Annotated in this window: 14 protein-coding genes; 5 read left to right on the top strand and 9 right to left on the bottom strand. The window is 70.6% G+C overall.

The genetic code is table 11. The features are described from left to right. Positions 1 to 14: 14 nt before the first annotated feature. On the top strand, positions 15 to 527 hold the full coding sequence (locus tag D3A59_RS11680) for an MgtC/SapB family protein (protein ID WP_119155106.1): 513 nt from the start codon (positions 15 to 17) through the stop codon (positions 525 to 527). 13 nt (positions 528 to 540) lie between these two features. On the opposite strand, the gene D3A59_RS11685 is transcribed toward D3A59_RS11680, so the two are convergent. Continuing rightward, positions 541 to 1,455: a YihY/virulence factor BrkB family protein gene (locus D3A59_RS11685; RefSeq protein ID WP_119155107.1), complete on the bottom strand. Its 915-nt coding sequence runs from the start codon at positions 1,453 to 1,455 to the stop codon at positions 541 to 543. Positions 1,456 to 1,764: 309 nt separating this feature from the next. Between D3A59_RS11685 and D3A59_RS11690 the strand changes: the two genes are divergently transcribed. Further along, complete coding sequence (locus tag D3A59_RS11690) at positions 1,765 to 2,670, top strand: patatin-like phospholipase family protein (protein WP_119155108.1); 906 nt, start codon at positions 1,765 to 1,767, stop codon at positions 2,668 to 2,670. 20 nt (positions 2,671 to 2,690) lie between these two features. Here D3A59_RS11690 and D3A59_RS11695 read toward each other — a convergent pair whose 3' ends face one another. Beyond that, positions 2,691 to 3,110 (bottom strand): secondary thiamine-phosphate synthase enzyme YjbQ, encoded by a 420-nt coding sequence (locus D3A59_RS11695; RefSeq protein WP_419187250.1) that lies wholly within the window; start codon positions 3,108 to 3,110, stop codon positions 2,691 to 2,693. 205 nt (positions 3,111 to 3,315) lie between these two features. Here D3A59_RS11695 and D3A59_RS11700 point away from each other — a divergent pair, with 205 nt between their 5' ends. After that, positions 3,316 to 3,702: a hypothetical protein gene (locus tag D3A59_RS11700; RefSeq protein WP_119155110.1), complete on the top strand. Its 387-nt coding sequence runs from the start codon at positions 3,316 to 3,318 to the stop codon at positions 3,700 to 3,702. A gap of 232 nt (positions 3,703 to 3,934) precedes the next feature. Further along, positions 3,935 to 4,504 carry an HU family DNA-binding protein gene (locus D3A59_RS26780; protein ID WP_119155111.1) on the top strand — a complete coding sequence of 190 codons (570 nt, stop codon included), beginning with the start codon at positions 3,935 to 3,937 and terminating at the stop codon, positions 4,502 to 4,504. Positions 4,505 to 4,792: 288 nt separating this feature from the next. Here D3A59_RS26780 and D3A59_RS11710 read toward each other — a convergent pair whose 3' ends face one another. Next, a complete protein-coding gene (locus D3A59_RS11710) occupies positions 4,793 to 4,996 on the bottom strand; it encodes a hypothetical protein (RefSeq protein WP_119155112.1) in 204 nt (67 codons plus the stop codon). A gap of 386 nt (positions 4,997 to 5,382) precedes the next feature. On the opposite strand from D3A59_RS11710, the gene D3A59_RS11715 reads away from it, so the two are divergent. Beyond that, positions 5,383 to 7,380: a sensor histidine kinase gene (locus D3A59_RS11715; RefSeq protein ID WP_119155113.1), complete on the top strand. Its 1,998-nt coding sequence runs from the start codon at positions 5,383 to 5,385 to the stop codon at positions 7,378 to 7,380. On the opposite strand, the gene D3A59_RS11720 is transcribed toward D3A59_RS11715, so the two are convergent. From D3A59_RS11720 to D3A59_RS11745, 6 genes are all read right to left on the bottom strand, one after another. Then, positions 7,364 to 8,101: a LuxR C-terminal-related transcriptional regulator gene (locus tag D3A59_RS11720; protein ID WP_272868069.1), complete on the bottom strand. Its 738-nt coding sequence runs from the start codon at positions 8,099 to 8,101 to the stop codon at positions 7,364 to 7,366. The genes D3A59_RS11715 and D3A59_RS11720 overlap by 17 nt on opposite strands. A 184-nt stretch (positions 8,102 to 8,285) precedes the next feature. Beyond that, entirely contained in the window at positions 8,286 to 9,722 is a 1,437-nt protein-coding gene (locus D3A59_RS11725) for a lipase family protein (RefSeq protein WP_119155115.1), read from the bottom strand. Positions 9,723 to 10,050: 328 nt separating this feature from the next. Continuing rightward, a complete protein-coding gene (locus D3A59_RS11730; protein ID WP_119155116.1) occupies positions 10,051 to 11,238 on the bottom strand; it encodes an acyl-CoA dehydrogenase in 1,188 nt (395 codons plus the stop codon). Between the two features lie 83 nt (positions 11,239 to 11,321). Further along, on the bottom strand, positions 11,322 to 12,488 hold the full coding sequence (locus D3A59_RS11735) for an acyl-CoA dehydrogenase family protein (protein WP_119155117.1): 1,167 nt from the start codon (positions 12,486 to 12,488) through the stop codon (positions 11,322 to 11,324). A 10-nt stretch (positions 12,489 to 12,498) separates the two neighbouring features. After that, the gene (locus tag D3A59_RS11740) at positions 12,499 to 13,689 is read right to left on the bottom strand and encodes an acyl-CoA dehydrogenase family protein (RefSeq protein ID WP_119155118.1); all 1,191 of its coding nucleotides are present in this window, start codon (positions 13,687 to 13,689) and stop codon (positions 12,499 to 12,501) included. Between the two features lie 27 nt (positions 13,690 to 13,716). Beyond that, positions 13,717 to 15,228, bottom strand: a complete 1,512-nt coding sequence (locus tag D3A59_RS11745) for a 3-hydroxyacyl-CoA dehydrogenase (RefSeq protein ID WP_119155119.1) — start codon at positions 15,226 to 15,228, stop codon at positions 13,717 to 13,719. Positions 15,229 to 15,411: the final 183 nt, after the last annotated feature.

Genomic DNA, 15,411 nt, shown 5'->3' on the forward strand with positions numbered 1-15,411 from the left:
CCCGGCGGCCCCCGATGTGGCAGGCGATTGTGGAGACGGTGCGCGACGAGTTCTCGGATGTTCCCGATGTGGCCGAGCTCACGCGGCTGACGGTTCGCCTGCTGATGGCGCTCGTGCTCGGTGCGATGATCGGCTACGAGCGCGAGCGGCGCGGCAGCGCGGCCGGACTGCGCACCCACATGCTGGTCTCGCTCGGCACCGCGGTCTTCGTGCTGGTGCCGCTGCAGGCCGGCATGAAGATCGAGGATCTCAGCCGGGTCATCCAGGGCGTGATCAGCGGCATCGGCTTCCTCGGCGCCGGCGCGGTGCTCAAGCTCGACCGCTCCCAGCAAATCCGGGGACTCACGACGGCGGCCGGCATCTGGGCCACGTCAGCCATCGGCATGACGGCCGGCATGGGCCTGGAGGCCACCGCGGTGTTCGTTACCGTGCTGTCGATCGTGGTGCTGGATGTGCTGCTGCGCGTCGAGAAGGCCTTGATCCGCCGGGGCTGGAGCGACGCCCCCCGGCAGCCGCCCGAGCGCTGAAGCGGCCAGGGAATCAGTCCGTGCGCAGCCCCTCGGGCTCCGCGGCCGCCCCCGCGGCATCGACGCGCTCGTACTCCGAGATCACCTGCGCGCCGAACAGCAGCAGCGTCGCCGCGATCTCCAGGCTCAGCAGCACGATGATCGCCGTCGTCAGCGAGCCGTAGACGACGCTCACCTGCGACAGCGTCGTCAGGTACCAGATCAGCAGGTGGCGCGTGATCTCCCACAGCAGCGTGGCGGTGAGGGCACCGACGAGCGCATGCTGCAGCGACAGCCGCCCGACCGGCATCACCATGTAGATCGACGTCAGGATCAGCACCTCGCCGACCACGCCCAGCAGGTAGAGCAGCAGGCCCGAGAGCCGGCCGAGCGACCACACGTGCCCGAGCAGCCGCACGCTGTCGTCGCCTAGCGCCTGCAGGCTGCCCGAGACGATGGTCACCACCAGCAGCCCGAAGCCGAGGAAGAGGATGTAGCAGTAGGGCAGCACCGCGGAGACGAGGAAGTGGCGCCGGCGGATCGCGACGCGGTGGTGGAAGATCACCGACATCGCGTTCTCCAGCACGGTGAAGGCGAGCGAGCTGAAGAACAGCATCGTCGCGAGCACGAACCAGCCCACCACCTCGCGGTGCGCGAGGAAGTTGCCCAGCTCCAGCACGATCGGCGCCGATTGCCCGGGCAGCAGCCATTCGAGATAGCGCGCCAGCGTGCGCAGCAACTCCACCGGCTCGAGCACGTGCGACAGCACGATCGCGATCAGGATCAGCAGCGGCACCAGCGACAGCAGCGCGTAGTACGCCACCGCGCCGGCCAGCAGCAGTCCCTGGTTGGCGCGGAAGGCCTTCAGGACCCGCCATGCGAAGGCGCCGGGGTGCCTGAGGACCTGGGTCGCGCGCCGGCTGGCGTGGAAGGAAGCGGGAAGATGCATCTCTGCCGCGTCGCCGACTGCCCGGGGCGGGCAGCGACACGCTCGCAAGCCATGACGAGGGACCGTCCGGCAAACCGCGCACCCGGCCGGCTGCCGCCCCCGCCCGGGGTGCCGGGGCCGCCCTCTTCGCGAAGTGGCGAAGGCGCTGGACAGCGCGAGGGTTTTCCCCTATCATTCACTCACTGCGGGAGAAAACAGCTTTTCTCCTCACGTTTGTCTCCTCCACCTCCCTCGGTGGATTCAAGCCCGAGATCCTCGATCTCGGGCTTTTTTTTGGCCGCGCCGTGCCGCCGCGACGAGAATGCCGGCATGGACGGAAAGCCCAGGATCGGCGTGGCATTGGGAAGCGGCTCGGCGCGCGGCTGGGCCCACATCGGCGTGCTGCGCGTGCTGCAGGAGGCGGGGCTGGAGCCGCAGGTCGTCTGCGGCACCTCGATCGGCTCGCTGGTGGGCGCGGCCTGCGTGGCCGGCGAGCTCGACCGGCTGGAGGCTTGGGTGCGCAGCCTGACCTGGCAGGCCGTGGTCGGCATGCTCGACCTCACCACCAGCGGCGGGCTGATCAAGGGTAGGGCGCTCACCGAATTCTTCCGCCGGCACTTTCGGGACCGCGACATCCAGACGCTCGACCGCACCTTCGGGGCTGTTGCCACCCAGCTCACCACCGGGCAGGAGGTCTGGCTGCAGAGCGGCTCGCTGATCGACGCGGTGCGTGCGTCGATGGCCTTTCCCGGCCTGCTCACGCCGGCCCAGGACCGCGGCCGGCTGCTGGTCGACGGCGGCCTGGTCAACCCGGTGCCGGTGTCGCTGTGCCGGGCGCTCGGCGCGGACCTCGTCGTCGCGGTGGACCTCAACTCCGACCTGCTCGGGCGGCACCTGCGCCCGCCCGCGCGCCCCGAGGAACCGGCGCCGGCCAACGGCGGCCCCCTGGCGAACATGCTCGACCGCTTGCAGAGCGGCCTCGGCCGCCTGCGCAGCGGCCCGAGCCACTCGAGCGCGATGCCCTCGATCGTCGACGTGCTCGCCAGCAGCGTCAACATCATGCAGGTGCGCATCACGCGCAGCCGCCTCGCGGGCGAACCGGCCGACATCCTGATCCAGCCGCGCCTCGCGCAGATGGCCTTCATGGACTTCCACCGCGGCGCGGCGGCCATCGCGGAAGGCCGCCGCGCGGCACGCGAGGCGCTGCCGCAGTTCACCCAGTTCGGCCTCGGCTGAAAGCGGCGGCAGCAGGGCGCTCAGGCGCCGATCAGGTGCAGCACGACCTCGCGGCGGTGGGGCCGGCTGCGGTGCTCCCACAGGTAGATGCCCTGCCAGGTGCCGAGCGCGAGCCGGCCCTCGACCAGCGGGATGCCGAGATGCGTCTGCGTCAGCGCTGCGCGCACATGCGCGGGCATGTCGTCCGGCCCCTCGTCCCGGTGGCGGAACATCGGGTCGCCGTCCGGAACGAGGCGCGAGAAGAAGTGCTCCAGGTCGCGCTGCACCTGCGGGTCGGCGTTCTCCTGCACCAGCAGGCTGGCCGAGGTGTGGCGCACGAAGACGGTCAGCAGCCCCTGGCGCAGGCCGCGAGCCGCGACCCAGTCGCGCACTTCGCCGGTGATGTCGGTCATCCCGCGACCCGGGGTGCGGATCTCGAGCACGGTGGTGTCCTGTCTCAGCATGGTGTCGGCTCCCGGCCGCGCGCCGCGCCCCCGCTTTCGCGGGAAACGAAGGCCCGGGGCGATGCGCGCAAGGCGCCCCGGGGTGGTTCATGGAGTAATCTTCGCCGCCGATAGGCCACACCGCAGATACCCCTTGTCCCCGCTTGCGCCTGAAATACCTCGACACCCTCCCGGGCGCGCCCGTCCCGGCGGGCAGACCCTCATGAAGAAAGCAGTCATCGCGCTCCTCCTGTGCTTCGCGAGCCTTCTCGCGTTCGCACAGGCCCCCGGTTCAGGTGCGGCATCCCGCACGGCCACCGCCGCCTCGAGCCAGCAGGAGGACGAGTCGTCCACGGCCGAGGAGCTGGGCAGGGTCATCGGCTCGCTGCTCAAGCGCGCGGCCAACGTGCTCGTCGAGGTGGCCCGGGGCATCGCCGAGGGCTTCAGGTCGACGCCCGGCAATTCCTCCGACGCCGAGGAATGCACGGCCGAGGAGGCGCGCGCCGGCAAATGCAAGCCGGACTCGCGGCGCAGCGAAGGCCCGCCGCCGGAAAAGGAGCAGGCTCAGTCCTCGGGTTTCCTTGGCGCCTTCCTGCGGGCGCTGTTCTGAGACGGCGCGCGATTCGCGCGGTTTCGTCCCGCGGCGGTATCCGAGCCCGGCGCTGGACGGCCCCGGGCGGGGCTGCCGGCGAACCCGGAGCCGGCGCGCGACCCCGCCTTACCGGCCGCCCCGGAGGGGCCGCTGCACCCGATTCCGATACCCGCGGTGCGCCGCTCGGCTTGCCGGTACGAAGCGGTGGCAGAATCGCGCGTTTTTCCCCATCGGCTCAAGGATTCGAAGAATGAACCGCAAAGAACTCGCTGCCCTGATTTCCGAAAAGCACGACCTGCCCAAGGTCGGCGCCACCCGCATCCTCGACACGGTGTTCGAAACGCTGGCAGCCGAATTGAAGAAGGGCAACCCGGTGGCGCTTGCCGGCTTCGGCACCTTCAAGCTCGCCACCCGCGCAGCGCGCACCGGCCGCAACCCGAGCACCGGCGAAAAGGTGAAGATCGCCGAGCGCAAGCTGGTGAAGTTCTCGGCTTCGACGGCACTGGCCGACGTGGTCGACCCGAAATTCGCGAAGGCCCGCGCGACGAAGGCCGCGAAGGCAGCGGCGAAGAAGGCGGCGGAGCAGGACGTCGAGGTGCCCGTGAAGGCCACGGCGAAGAAGAGCGCCGCGGCGCCGAAGACGGCCGCGAAGAAGGCCGCCGCTGCGGCGAACGAAGCGAAGGCGGTGCCGGCGAAGAAGGCTGCTGCGAAGACGGCCGCAAAGACTGCAGCGAAGACTGCCGTCAAGTCCGCAGCCAAGACTGCCGAGAAGACGGCAGCACCGGCGAAGAAGGCAGCTGCGAAGAAGAAGGCGGCCTGAGAGACTCCCGCGCGCGTGCAGCCCCCGGGGGCTGCGCACGGCGGACCGGCACACCGACGCGCCGCAGCGCGTCGGCCCGCGGTGCCGGCCGGTTAGCGCGACCGGTGCGGGACACCGGACGCCGGGGAAGACAGGAATGCTCCGCTTTCGGCGCACCTCACTTTACATAAGGCATCTTCCGGCGCTTTTCAGCGGGGCAGGGGAAACGGGCTCGCATGGCGCCGTCCCGCGGTCCGCGCGCTCATGATGGATGCCCCTCCCGGACGCCGCGCGGGATTCCCGCGCCGTTCAGGCGTGCTCCTGCTGCCTGAACGAGACGACATGCAGGACCTCGAAACCCTGCCGGCGCGCCTCCCTGAATGCCGTCAGTTCGATGTCGAGCGGATTCCGCTTTTCCTGCACGGGCAGCGAAAACGTAACCATGCGGGGCTGGAAAGGTTTCGTGCTGCCGTCCTTCCGGCAATTGACGAAAGCGGTATAGGTATGCTCCATGACGTACTCCCGAGCGGATACTCCGCTCTGTCTTTCCCGACCGGCGCGCGCCGGGATTTCTCATCGGACCCCGCCTGTTCCGCGGTTGCAAAGGATCTCAGGCCGGTTTTCTGCCCCGGCCTCCGGCACGGCAACCCGTCTTCCCGGTGAACCGGGGCCCGGGCCGCTCCTACAATCCCCGCTTTTTCACGGCGGGAGACGGCAGAAACGCCGTTCAACCCGGCCGCCCCGAAGAATCACGAAACAGCTGCCGACCTGCAAGGATTGTCAGGCGGCACCGGCGACCGGCCAATGTCCCAAGCGATGGAGTGGCGCTACATCCAAGGATGTATTGATCGCTTGCCGACTCTCCGGGATGCTCGCCGGCCCGAGCGCTCCGGCCCCACATGACTCTCCCCATATTCCTCCAACGCACGCATGCCGCACCCGCCGCACTGCTGCGCTATTCGATTCCGGCCGCGGCATTCCTGATGCTGTGGCTGAACCTGCACTGGCTCGCGGTGATCTACGAGACCGCGCCGGGCTCGAGCGCCTGGTATCCGGCGCGGGGCCTGAGTCTCGCGCTGCTGCTGATCGGCGGCCTGCGCTTCGCGCCGGTGGTCGCGGTGGCGTCGCTGGTCGGCGGGATCTCATACCACCTGCCGGACCATCCCGAGAACCTGATCGCGAATGCGCTGCTGATCGCGGGCGGCATGAGCGCCGCGGCCTGGGCGCTGCGCCGGCTCGGCGTCTCGGCCGCGACGCGACTGCGCGACGCGGTCGCGCTGGTGCTGCTGTCCGCGCTGGCCGAGCTCGTGACGGCCTACGGCGTCGTGGCGGTCAACGTGCGCTCCGGGCTGCTGGCGCCGCAGGAATACTGGGGCGTGGCCTTCCAGTTCTTCGTCGGCGACTACCTCGGCATCCTGATCGTCGTGCCGGTGGCGCTGCACCTCGCCGCGCTCTGGCCGCCCGGGGAGCTGCGCCGGCGGCTGCGGCTGTCGCCGGAGAAACGCAGCCGCCTGCTCCAGAGCGGGGTCGAGCTGCTGCTGATCGCCGCGATCTCCGGCGAGCTGCTGTGGCTCGGCCTCTCCGATGGCGGCTACACCGCCTCGACGCTGGCACGCTGGTACCTGCTGCTGCTGCCGGTGTCGCTGGCGGCGATCCGCTTCGGGCCGCAGGGCGCCGCCTACACCACGCTGCTGCTGAGCGCGGGCATCGTCGCGGTGGTGCGCGCCACGGGCAACCCCGTCGGCCAGATCGACCTGCAGCTGCTGCTGATGTCGCTGTGCATCGTCAGCCTGCTGCTGAGCGCCTCGGGTGCCGATCGCCGCCGCTCGCTCGAGGCGGTGGCGGCGATGCACCGCAGCCAGGCCGAGAAGGCGCGCCGGGAGGCCGAGCGTGCGCGCATGAGCAAGGCACGCTTCCTGGCCGCGACCACGCACGACCTGCGCCCGCCGTTCGAGGCCGTGCGGCTGGGCCTGGAGACGCTGGCGCTGCAGAAGCTGCCGCCGGAGATGGACGAGGTGCTGCGCCGCACGCAGAACGCCGCGCGCTCCCTCTCGCGGGTGCTCGAGAGCGTGCTCGACACCGCGCGGCTCGAGGGCGAGATCCGCGGCGTCACGCCGCGCGACCTGGCGCTCGGACCGCTGTTCGAGCAACTCGCCGCCGAGACCGCCCTCGCCCACCCCCGCGGCGGCGCCGCGGTGCGGGCCCGGCCGACCGCGCTGCACGTGATCGCCGACCCCGTGCTGATCGAGCGCGTGCTGCGCAACCTGCTGAGCAACGCGGTGCGCGCCTGCGTCCCGTCGGGACGGGTGCTGCTCTGTGCGCGCCGCCGCGGGCTGATGGTGCGCATCGAGGTGCACGACAGCGGGACCGGCATCGCGGCAGAGCGGCTGCCTCTCATCTTCGACGACTTCGAGAGCGGCCATGCGGGCGGCATCGGCATCGGGCTGTCGCTGGTGCGCGAGATCTCCGACCAGCTCGGGCTCGGCCTGAAGGTGCGTTCGCTGCACGGCCGCGGCACCGTCTTCTGCATCGAGCTGCCGCTGTCGACGCGCAGCCCGGAACCGGGCCCGCGCTTCCGCGAGGCGGCCGCGCGCGTGCGCGACCGCGTGATCGCGCTGGCCACGCGCGACGCGGTGCGCGGCGAGATGATCACCGCGACCCTGTCGGACTGGGGCGCGGCGGTGGTGGCGGGCAGCGAGCCGGAGGGCGTCCTGCAGGAGCTGCGCGCGATCGACAGCCGCGCCGACCTCTTCGTCGTCGGCGACGTCTCGCGCCCGGTGGAGGCCGACCGCCGCGACGCCGGGCGGATCGTGGAGTTGCCGGCATCGTCGGGCGTGGCCGGACGGGGCCGGCCGCTCGCGGCAGACCTGGAGGAGCTGCTCAGGGTCCTGCGCTGAAGCCCTCGCTGCCGGGAAGCAGCCCGGCGCGGCGCGCCCAAACGGCAGCCTTGGCGCGGCTGGTGGTGCCGACGAGCTGGAGGATACGGTGCACGTGCACCTTCACGGTCGGCTCGGCGATCCCGAGCGCGCGCGCGATCTCCTTGTTGGACATCCCGCCGTCGATCAGGCGCAGCACCTCCAGCTGCCGCTCGCTCAGCACCGGCGCGTGCGGCGACGCTTCCGGCTCCCCGCACAGCAGCTCGGCCGGGACGCAGCTCCCGCCGGCGAGCACCATCTCGAGCGCCCCCAGCATCACGTTGGCGCTGTCGGTCTTGCGGATGAAGCCGCGCGCGCCGGCACGGATCGCCGCGGCCACCACCGCACGCTGGTCGAGCATCGAGACCGCGACGACCGGCATCCCGACGGCGGCGCGCACCATGCGGTGCAGCGTGTCCTCGAAGTCCTGCGAGTCCGGAAGCGTCAGGTCGAGCAGGATCAGATCGAAGCGCTCGCCCGCCGCGAGACGGTCCAGCGCCTCCGCGAGGCGCCCTGCCTCGACGATCCGCGCCTCCGCGCGCCAGTGCACGAGAAGCGACTTCATGCCATCACGAAACAGCCGATGGTCATCGACAACCAGAAAACGCAAACCCGCTCCCTTCCCGGCACGCCGGAGACCCCGCCACCCCGACTCCGCTTCGGGCGCGTTGTCGGGACGCCGGAAGCACTTTGCCGTCAGCACACATGCTGGCAGGCGCGGGAGTCTTTTTGTTTACAAGTGGAAAGAATTGTAGCGTTTACCCTACAACCCCTTCCATCAAACAGAATATCCCGGAGCGGGCCGATGCGGCGGAATTCACATCGATGGGCAGAGGGCAAGAATGCGCTCGCCGGACCCGGTCTCCCGGATCCGGCGGCAGGCCCGGTCAGGGCCTCGGGCACTCCGGCAAGGACGCGCGGAGCGTGCCGAGCGAGGGGTTGTCGTCCGTCCCGGTGCGGTTGTCGGTGAAGCGGCAGCCGTAGGCCGCGTCTGCGACCTTCGCGGCGTCGAGCACGTCGTCCCCCTCGGGCTTCACGCCCTTCTGCTCCCAGTTCGCCATCGCGTCGAAGGCGGCGACCTGCTCCGCGACCGTGAAGTCGCAGTGACCGGGGCTGCGGATCGCGCGCTGCACCAGGAAGTCGCCGCTGCCGTTGGCGTCGGCGCGGCGCTTGAAGATCTGCTCCATGCTGAAGGGCACGTACAGGTCGCCGAGCGTGTGGATCGTCACCACCGGGATGCGGAAGTTGCCGTTCGTCTTCGGCACCCAGCGCAGCCCGTCGCGGCGCAGCCGGTTGGCTTCGGGCGTTCCCTTGACGCGGTAGGCCGAGGCGTTGAAGGCCTGCTCCTCGACGCTCTGCGCGGGGTCGTTGTCGAGCTGGTAGACGATGCCCTCGGTGCTGACCAGATCCTGGTTCAGGATGCCGTTGATCTTGCCGTCGCGCCCGAAGGTGCCCCAGACCGTCGCGTGCAGGCCGGCATGCGCGAAGCCCTGGTCGAAGATCGGGCGCGCGCCGCCGGAGAGATTGCGCACCACTGCCTTGTACTTGTCGCCGAGCGGGGTCGTCGTGGCCGGGAAGGAGGAGAACAGCGCATCCCTCACGAGCGGCTGGATCGCGCTCCAGTTCGTCACCGGCCAGCTCGTGGCCGGCAGGCCGGCGAGCTGCTGCGCGGCGACCTGGTAGGCCGCGAAGTTGTTGAACAGGTCGGTGTCGCCGAGCACGCCGCACATCGGCACCGCACCGTGGTAGCTCATCTTGTGGTTCGCGGTGCGCGCGGCCTCCTCGTCGATCGCCGCGGCAGTCACGTGCCCGCCCATCGAGTGGCCGATCAGGTAGACCTTCCTCGGCGCGGCGAGCGCCCGGCCCTTCTCCTGCGCGATGCGGTTGAAGGCGAGGGCGAGCGCGTTGGTGTCCTCGACGCCGGCGCGCACGTCGTAGAAGTTCGTCGAGTAGCTCGACGCGGCCCAGGCGTAGCCCTGCTCGATCAGGTGGCGACGGATCGACGGCGGCGTCACGCGCAGCTCGGCACCGATGCCGTTGTAGCCGTGCGCGTACATCACGAGCATGCCGTTCCAGTTCCTCGGCACCTCGATGCGGTAGCCGCTCTTGCCGAGCAGCCCCCACCAGCGATCGGTTTCCGGCGCATCGGCCAGCGCGTCGAAGGGCAGCGCCTGGGCATTCATCGTGAACACGCGCTTGTCCTGCTCGCGGGTCTCCTCCGGCTGCGCTGCCGCGGGCGGGGCGGCATCGTCGCCACCTCCACAGGCCTGGAGCAGGCCGACGGCCAGCAGCGCCGCCGCGACGCTCGAGAGTTTCCGGTACATGCTGTCTCCTCATATTTGAATAAATACCGCATTGCAGAACATCAATCTTTCTTTCGAAACTGCTGCGGCTGCACCGATTTTGTGGATTTCATTGACATTGGTAAATGTTCCCAGCGATGAAACCGGCTCATCGCTTTCCCTTAAATTCTGCAAGGCAGAACATGAGCTCCGGAAAAAAGGCAGACATGCACCGCCCTCCCGGGCCTGCGCCGAGCCGGCGGGGGCGGGATGAGGGGGGGAGGAAGGAAGCGTTCGGGGAATGCTGCGGCGGACGCCGCAGCAGAGGAAGGCAAGCAGGGGGCGCTCGCGGCGCCGCCCCGCGCCGGACTCAGTTCGCGAAGGCCGCGATGCCGGTCTGGGCCCGGCCGAGGATCAGGGCGTGGATGTCGTTCGTGCCCTCGTAGGTGTTGACGACCTCCAGGTTCACGAGGTGCCGCGCCACGCCGAACTCGTCGCTGATGCCGTTGCCGCCCATCATGTCGCGCGCCAGGCGCGCGATGTCGAGCGCCTTGCCGCAGGAGTTGCGTTTCATGATCGAGGTGATCTCGACCGAGGCGATGCCCTCGTCCTTCATGCGGCCCAGGCGCAGGCAACCCTGCAGGCCCAGCGTGATCTCGGTCTGCATGTCGGCGAGCTTCTTCTGGATCAGCTGGTTCGCGGCGAGCGGGCGGCCGAACTGCTTGCGATCGAGCACGTACTGGCGCGCGCGGTGCCAGCAGTCCTCGGCCGCGCCGAGCGCGCCCCAGGCGATGCCGTAGCGCGCGCTGTTCAGGCAGGTGAAGGGCCCTTTGAGCCCGCGCACCTCGGGGAAGGCGTTCTCCTCGGGGCAGAACACCTCGTCCATCACCACCTCGCCGGTGATGCTGGCGCGCAGGCCGACCTTGCCGTGGATCGCCGGCGCCGACAGGCCCTTCCAGCCCTTCTCCAGCACGAAGCCGCGGATCTTGCCCTCGTCGTCCTTGGCCCACACGACGAACACGTCGGCGATCGGGCTGTTGGAGATCCACATCTTCGCGCCCGTGAGGCTGTAGCCGCCGGGCACCTTCTTCGCGCGCGTGACCATGCTGCCCGGGTCGGAGCCATGGTCTGGCTCGGTCAGGCCGAAGCAGCCGATCCACTCGCCGCTGGCGAGCTTCGGCAGGTACTTCTGCCTGGTCTGCTCGTTGCCGAACTCGTTGATTGGCACCATCACGAGCGAGGACTGCACACTCATCATCGAGCGGTAGCCCGAGTCGACGCGCTCGACCTCGCGGGCGATCAGGCCGTAGCAGACGTAGTTCAGGCCGGCGCCGCCGTACTGCTCGGGGATGGTCGGCCCGAGCAGGCCGAGCTCGCCCATCTCGCGGAAGATCGCCGGGTCGGTCTTCTCGTGGCGGAAGGCCTCGAGCACGCGGGGGCCGAGCCGGTCCTGGCAGTAGGCGCGTGCGGCGTCGCGCACGGCGCGCTCCTCGGCGTCGAGTTGCTGCTCCAGCAGCAGCGGGTCATCCCACTGGAAGGGTGAGGACTTTTGGGACATGTCGGGTCTCCGGAAGGGGGCGCCCGGCGCGCGTCAGGCGCGCCGGGCGTGAAATGGAAATGTTCGGCGCCGCGCTGCGGCTGTCAAGCGGCGGCGGCGGCCTCGATCGCGGCGCGCTGGCTGAGCCGGGCGAAGCGCTGGAGGTGGTGGTCGGTGCCGCCGAAGGCGAGCTCGACCGCGAGCAGGCGCTTGAACCAGTGGCTGACGACGAGCTCGTCGGTCATGCCCATGCCGCCGTGCAGCTGCACCGCCTGCTGGCTGACGAAGCGCGCGGCCTGGCCGACCACGACCTTCGCTGCCGACAGGGCCATGCGGCGCCCGGCATCGTCCGCCGAGGTGCAGCGCATCGCCGCGAGCAGGCTCATCGAGCGTGCCTGCTCCAGGTGCAGCAGCATGTCGGCGGTGCGGTGCTGCAGCGCCTGGAAGCTGCCGATCGGACGGCCGAACTGCTGGCGCGTCTTCAGGTACTCGACCGTCGCGTCGACGGTGGCCTGCATCACGCCGACGGCCTCGGCGCACAGCGCCGCCAGGCCGATGCCGAGCGCGCGCTCGATCGCCGGCAGCGCGCCGCCGTTCTCGCCGAGCAGCGCCGAGGCCGGCAGGCGCACGTCGCGCAGCTCGATGTCGGAGGCGCGGCGCGCGTCGATCGTCGCGCAGCTGCGCAGCGTCACGCCCGCGGTGCCGCGTGGCACGCGGAACAGGCTCACGCCGGCCGGGTCGCCCGGCGCGCCCTCGATGCGCGCCGAGACGAGCAGCTCGTCGGCCGCGTCGGCGTGCAGCACCATGGCCTTGCGGCCGTCGAGCCGCCAGCCCTCGCCGTCGCGCCGCGCCGTGGCCTCGACCCGGGCGACCTCGCCGCGCGCCGCGGCCTCCTCGTGGGCCAGCACGACGATGCGCTCGCCGGCGGCCATCGCCGGCAGCAGCTCGTCCTGCGCGGTCGCGTCGCCGAAGTCGCGCACCAGCGCGGTGGCGATCACGGCGCTGGCGAGCACCGGCTCGACCAGCAGCGCCGGGCCCATCGCCTGCATCGCGAGCTGGGTCTCGACCGCACCGTAGCCGAGGCCGCCGTGCGCCTCCGGCACCGTCATCGCGAGCACGCCGAGGTCCGCGAGGCCCGACCAGACCTCGCGGCTGAAGCCCTCGGGGCTCGCCACGATCTGCTTGCGGCGCTCGAAGCCGTAGTCGCCCTGCACGAAACGGGTGACGGCATCCTGCAGCTGCTGCTGCTCTTCGCTGTAGCTGAAGTCCATGGTGCGTTCCTTACAGGCCGAGGATCATCTGGGAGATGATGTTCTTCTGGATTTCGTTGGAGCCCCCGAAGATCGAGAGCTTGCGCATGTTGCAGTAGTGGGCGGCGAGCGGCACGGCGTAATCGGGCCCGACAGCCTCCTCCTCGCCGGCGGCGGCCCGGGGCTGGAAGCCGATGCCGTACGGACCCACCGCCTGCACCAGCAGCTCGGTGATCGCCTGCTGGATCTCGGTGCCCTTGATCTTCAGGATCGACGCGGCCGGCCCCGGCGCGCGTTTCTCGTTCTCGGCCGACAGCACGCGCAGGTTCGTCATCTCGAGCGCCATCAGGTCGATCTCGACCTGCGCGACCTTGGCGGAGAACAGCGGGTCCTCCAGCAGCGGGCGGCCGTCCTTGCGCTCGCTCGCGGCGATCTGCTTCAGCCGCGCGAGCTCGCGCTTGGCGATGCCGATGCCGGCGATGTTGCTGCGCTCGTGGCCGAGCAGGAACTTCGCGTAGGTCCAGCCCTTGTTCTCCTCGCCGACGAGGTTCTCGACCGGGACCTTCACGTCCTCGAACCAGACCTCGTTGACCTCGTGCGCGCCGTCGAGCGTGATGATCGGGCGCACCGTGATGCCGGGGCTCTTCATGTCGATCAGCAGGAAGCTGATGCCGGACTGCTTCTTGGCCTCGGGGTCGGTGCGCACCAGGCAGAAGATCCAGTCCGCGTGCTGGCCGAGCGTGGTCCAGGTCTTCTGGCCGTTGACGACGTAGTGGTCGCCCTGGCGCACCGCGCGCGTCTTCAGCGCGGCGAGGTCCGAGCCCGCGCCCGGCTCCGAGTAGCCCTGGCACCACCAGTCCTCGGCGGCGCTGATGCGCGGCAGGAAGCGCCGCTGCTGCTCGGGCGAGCCGAAGGCCATGATGACGGGCGCGACCATCTTGATGCCGAAGGGGATCAGGCGCGGGGCGCCCGCCGCCGCACACTCCTCCTCGAAGATGTACTGCTGCACCGCGTTCCAGCCCGGGCCGCCGAACTCCTTGGGCCAGCCGGGGCCGCCCCAGCCGCGCTCGTGCAGCGTGCGCTGCCACTGCAGGTGCTCCTCGCGCGTCAGGTGCTGGCTGTTCATCACCTTGGCGCGGATCGCCTCGGGGAGCTTGTCGCGCAGGAAGGCGCGCACCTCCTCGCGGAAGGCCTGTTCTTCGGGGGTGAAATGGAGGTCCATGGTGGTTTCTTCCGTCGGGTCGATCGGTCAGTTCTCTTCGGTGAGCAGCGACAGGCCGAGCAGCGCGCGCCGCTTGAGCCAGGGGCTGGGACGGTAGCGCGGGTCGCCCGAGAAGGCGTGCATGCGCTCGAGGATCGCGAGCACGGTGGCCGCACCGAGCCGGTCGCCCCAGGCGAGCGGCGCGAAGGGGTAGCCGAGGCCGAGCTTCACGGCGCGGTCGATGTCGGCCGGGGTGGCGATGCGCTGCTGCGCGATGTCGCAGGCGATGTTGACGATGTGCGCGACGACGCGCTGCGCGACGAGGCCGGCGCTGTCGCGGATCACCGTCACCGGCACTCCGTCGGCGGCGAAGAGGCCGTGCGCGGCGTCGCGGAACTCGCGCGTCGTCGCCGGCGTCGTCATCACGACGCGGCGCTTGGAGAAGTCGAACAGCGTCTCGACGCCGACCGTGCGGCGGGCGTCGAGGCCGAGGCGGTGCGTGCAGCCGCTCGCGTCGTCGCCGACCGGCGCGACCACGCACAGGCTTTCCGCGCCCGGCGTCGCGGCGGCGTCGAGCGGCACGCCGAGGCCCGCCACCAGCTCGCGCAGCGCCTGCGGCGCGTCGGGCGCGAGCCAGACGGCCGCGGGCCGTGCCTGCGGCGCCGGCGCCTCGGGAATCGCCTGGCGCTGCCCGCCCTCGTAGCGGTAGAAGCCCTGCCCGACCTTGCGCCCGACCAGCCCCGCGGCGAGCATCTGGCGCGTCAGCGGCTGCGGCCGGTAGCGCGGCTCCTCGTAGTACTGGTGGTAGATCGACTCCATCACCGGGTGCGAGACGTCGAGCGCGGTGATGTCCATCAGCTCGAAGGGCCCGATCACGAAGCCCGCCACGTCGCGCAGCACGCGGTCGACGTCGTGGAACTCCGCGACGCCTTCGGCCAGGATGCGCAGCGCCTCGGTGCCGAAGCCGCGACCGGCGTGGTTGACGATGAAGCCGGGGGTGTCCTTGGCGCGCACCGAGGTGTGGCCCATGCGCTGCCCCAGCGCCATCAGCCGCTCGCCCACGGCCGGGTCGGTCTGCAGCCCGTCGATGACCTCGACGATCTTCATCACCGGCACCGGGTTGAAGAAGTGCCAGCCGGCGACGCGCTGCGGGCGCGCGAGGCCCGCGGCGATCGCGGTCACCGACAGCGAGGAGGTGTTGGTGGCGAGCACGCAGTCCGGGCCGACGATCGGCTCGAGCTCGGCGAACAGCGCGCGCTTGGTGTCCAGGTCCTCGACGATCGCCTCGACCACCAGGTCGCAGCCCGCCAGTTGCGCGAGCGACTCGACCGGGCGCACCCGCGCGACAGCCTCGGCGACCTGCGCCTCGCTCAGCTTGCCGCGCTGCTGCAGCCCGCGCAGCGTCTGCGCGAGCCGCTCGCAGCCCTGCGCTGCGCCGCCCGGCCGCGCGTCGTGCACCCGCACCTCGAGCCCGGCCTGCGCCGCGATCTGCGCGATGCCCATGCCCATCACGCCGGCGCCGACCAGTCCCAGCTGCGGACCCCCGCCTGCCTCACCCATCGTTTTCACTCCTTGCGCAGCAGGCCCTCGGTGCCTAGACTGCATTGCAGAACCAAGTTCTGTTTTTTGAATTCAAACGATTCTTGGCCCTGAAGCCGAAGCTGTCAACCGGCGCAACCCGGAAGGCGTCTTTCACCACGGCGGCGCCCCCCTCCCGCCCCCCGGGCGCCGCCGCCCTTGCGC

The organism is Caldimonas tepidiphila (assembly GCF_003569765.1).
Taxonomy (GTDB): domain Bacteria; phylum Pseudomonadota; class Gammaproteobacteria; order Burkholderiales; family Burkholderiaceae_C; genus Caldimonas; species Caldimonas tepidiphila.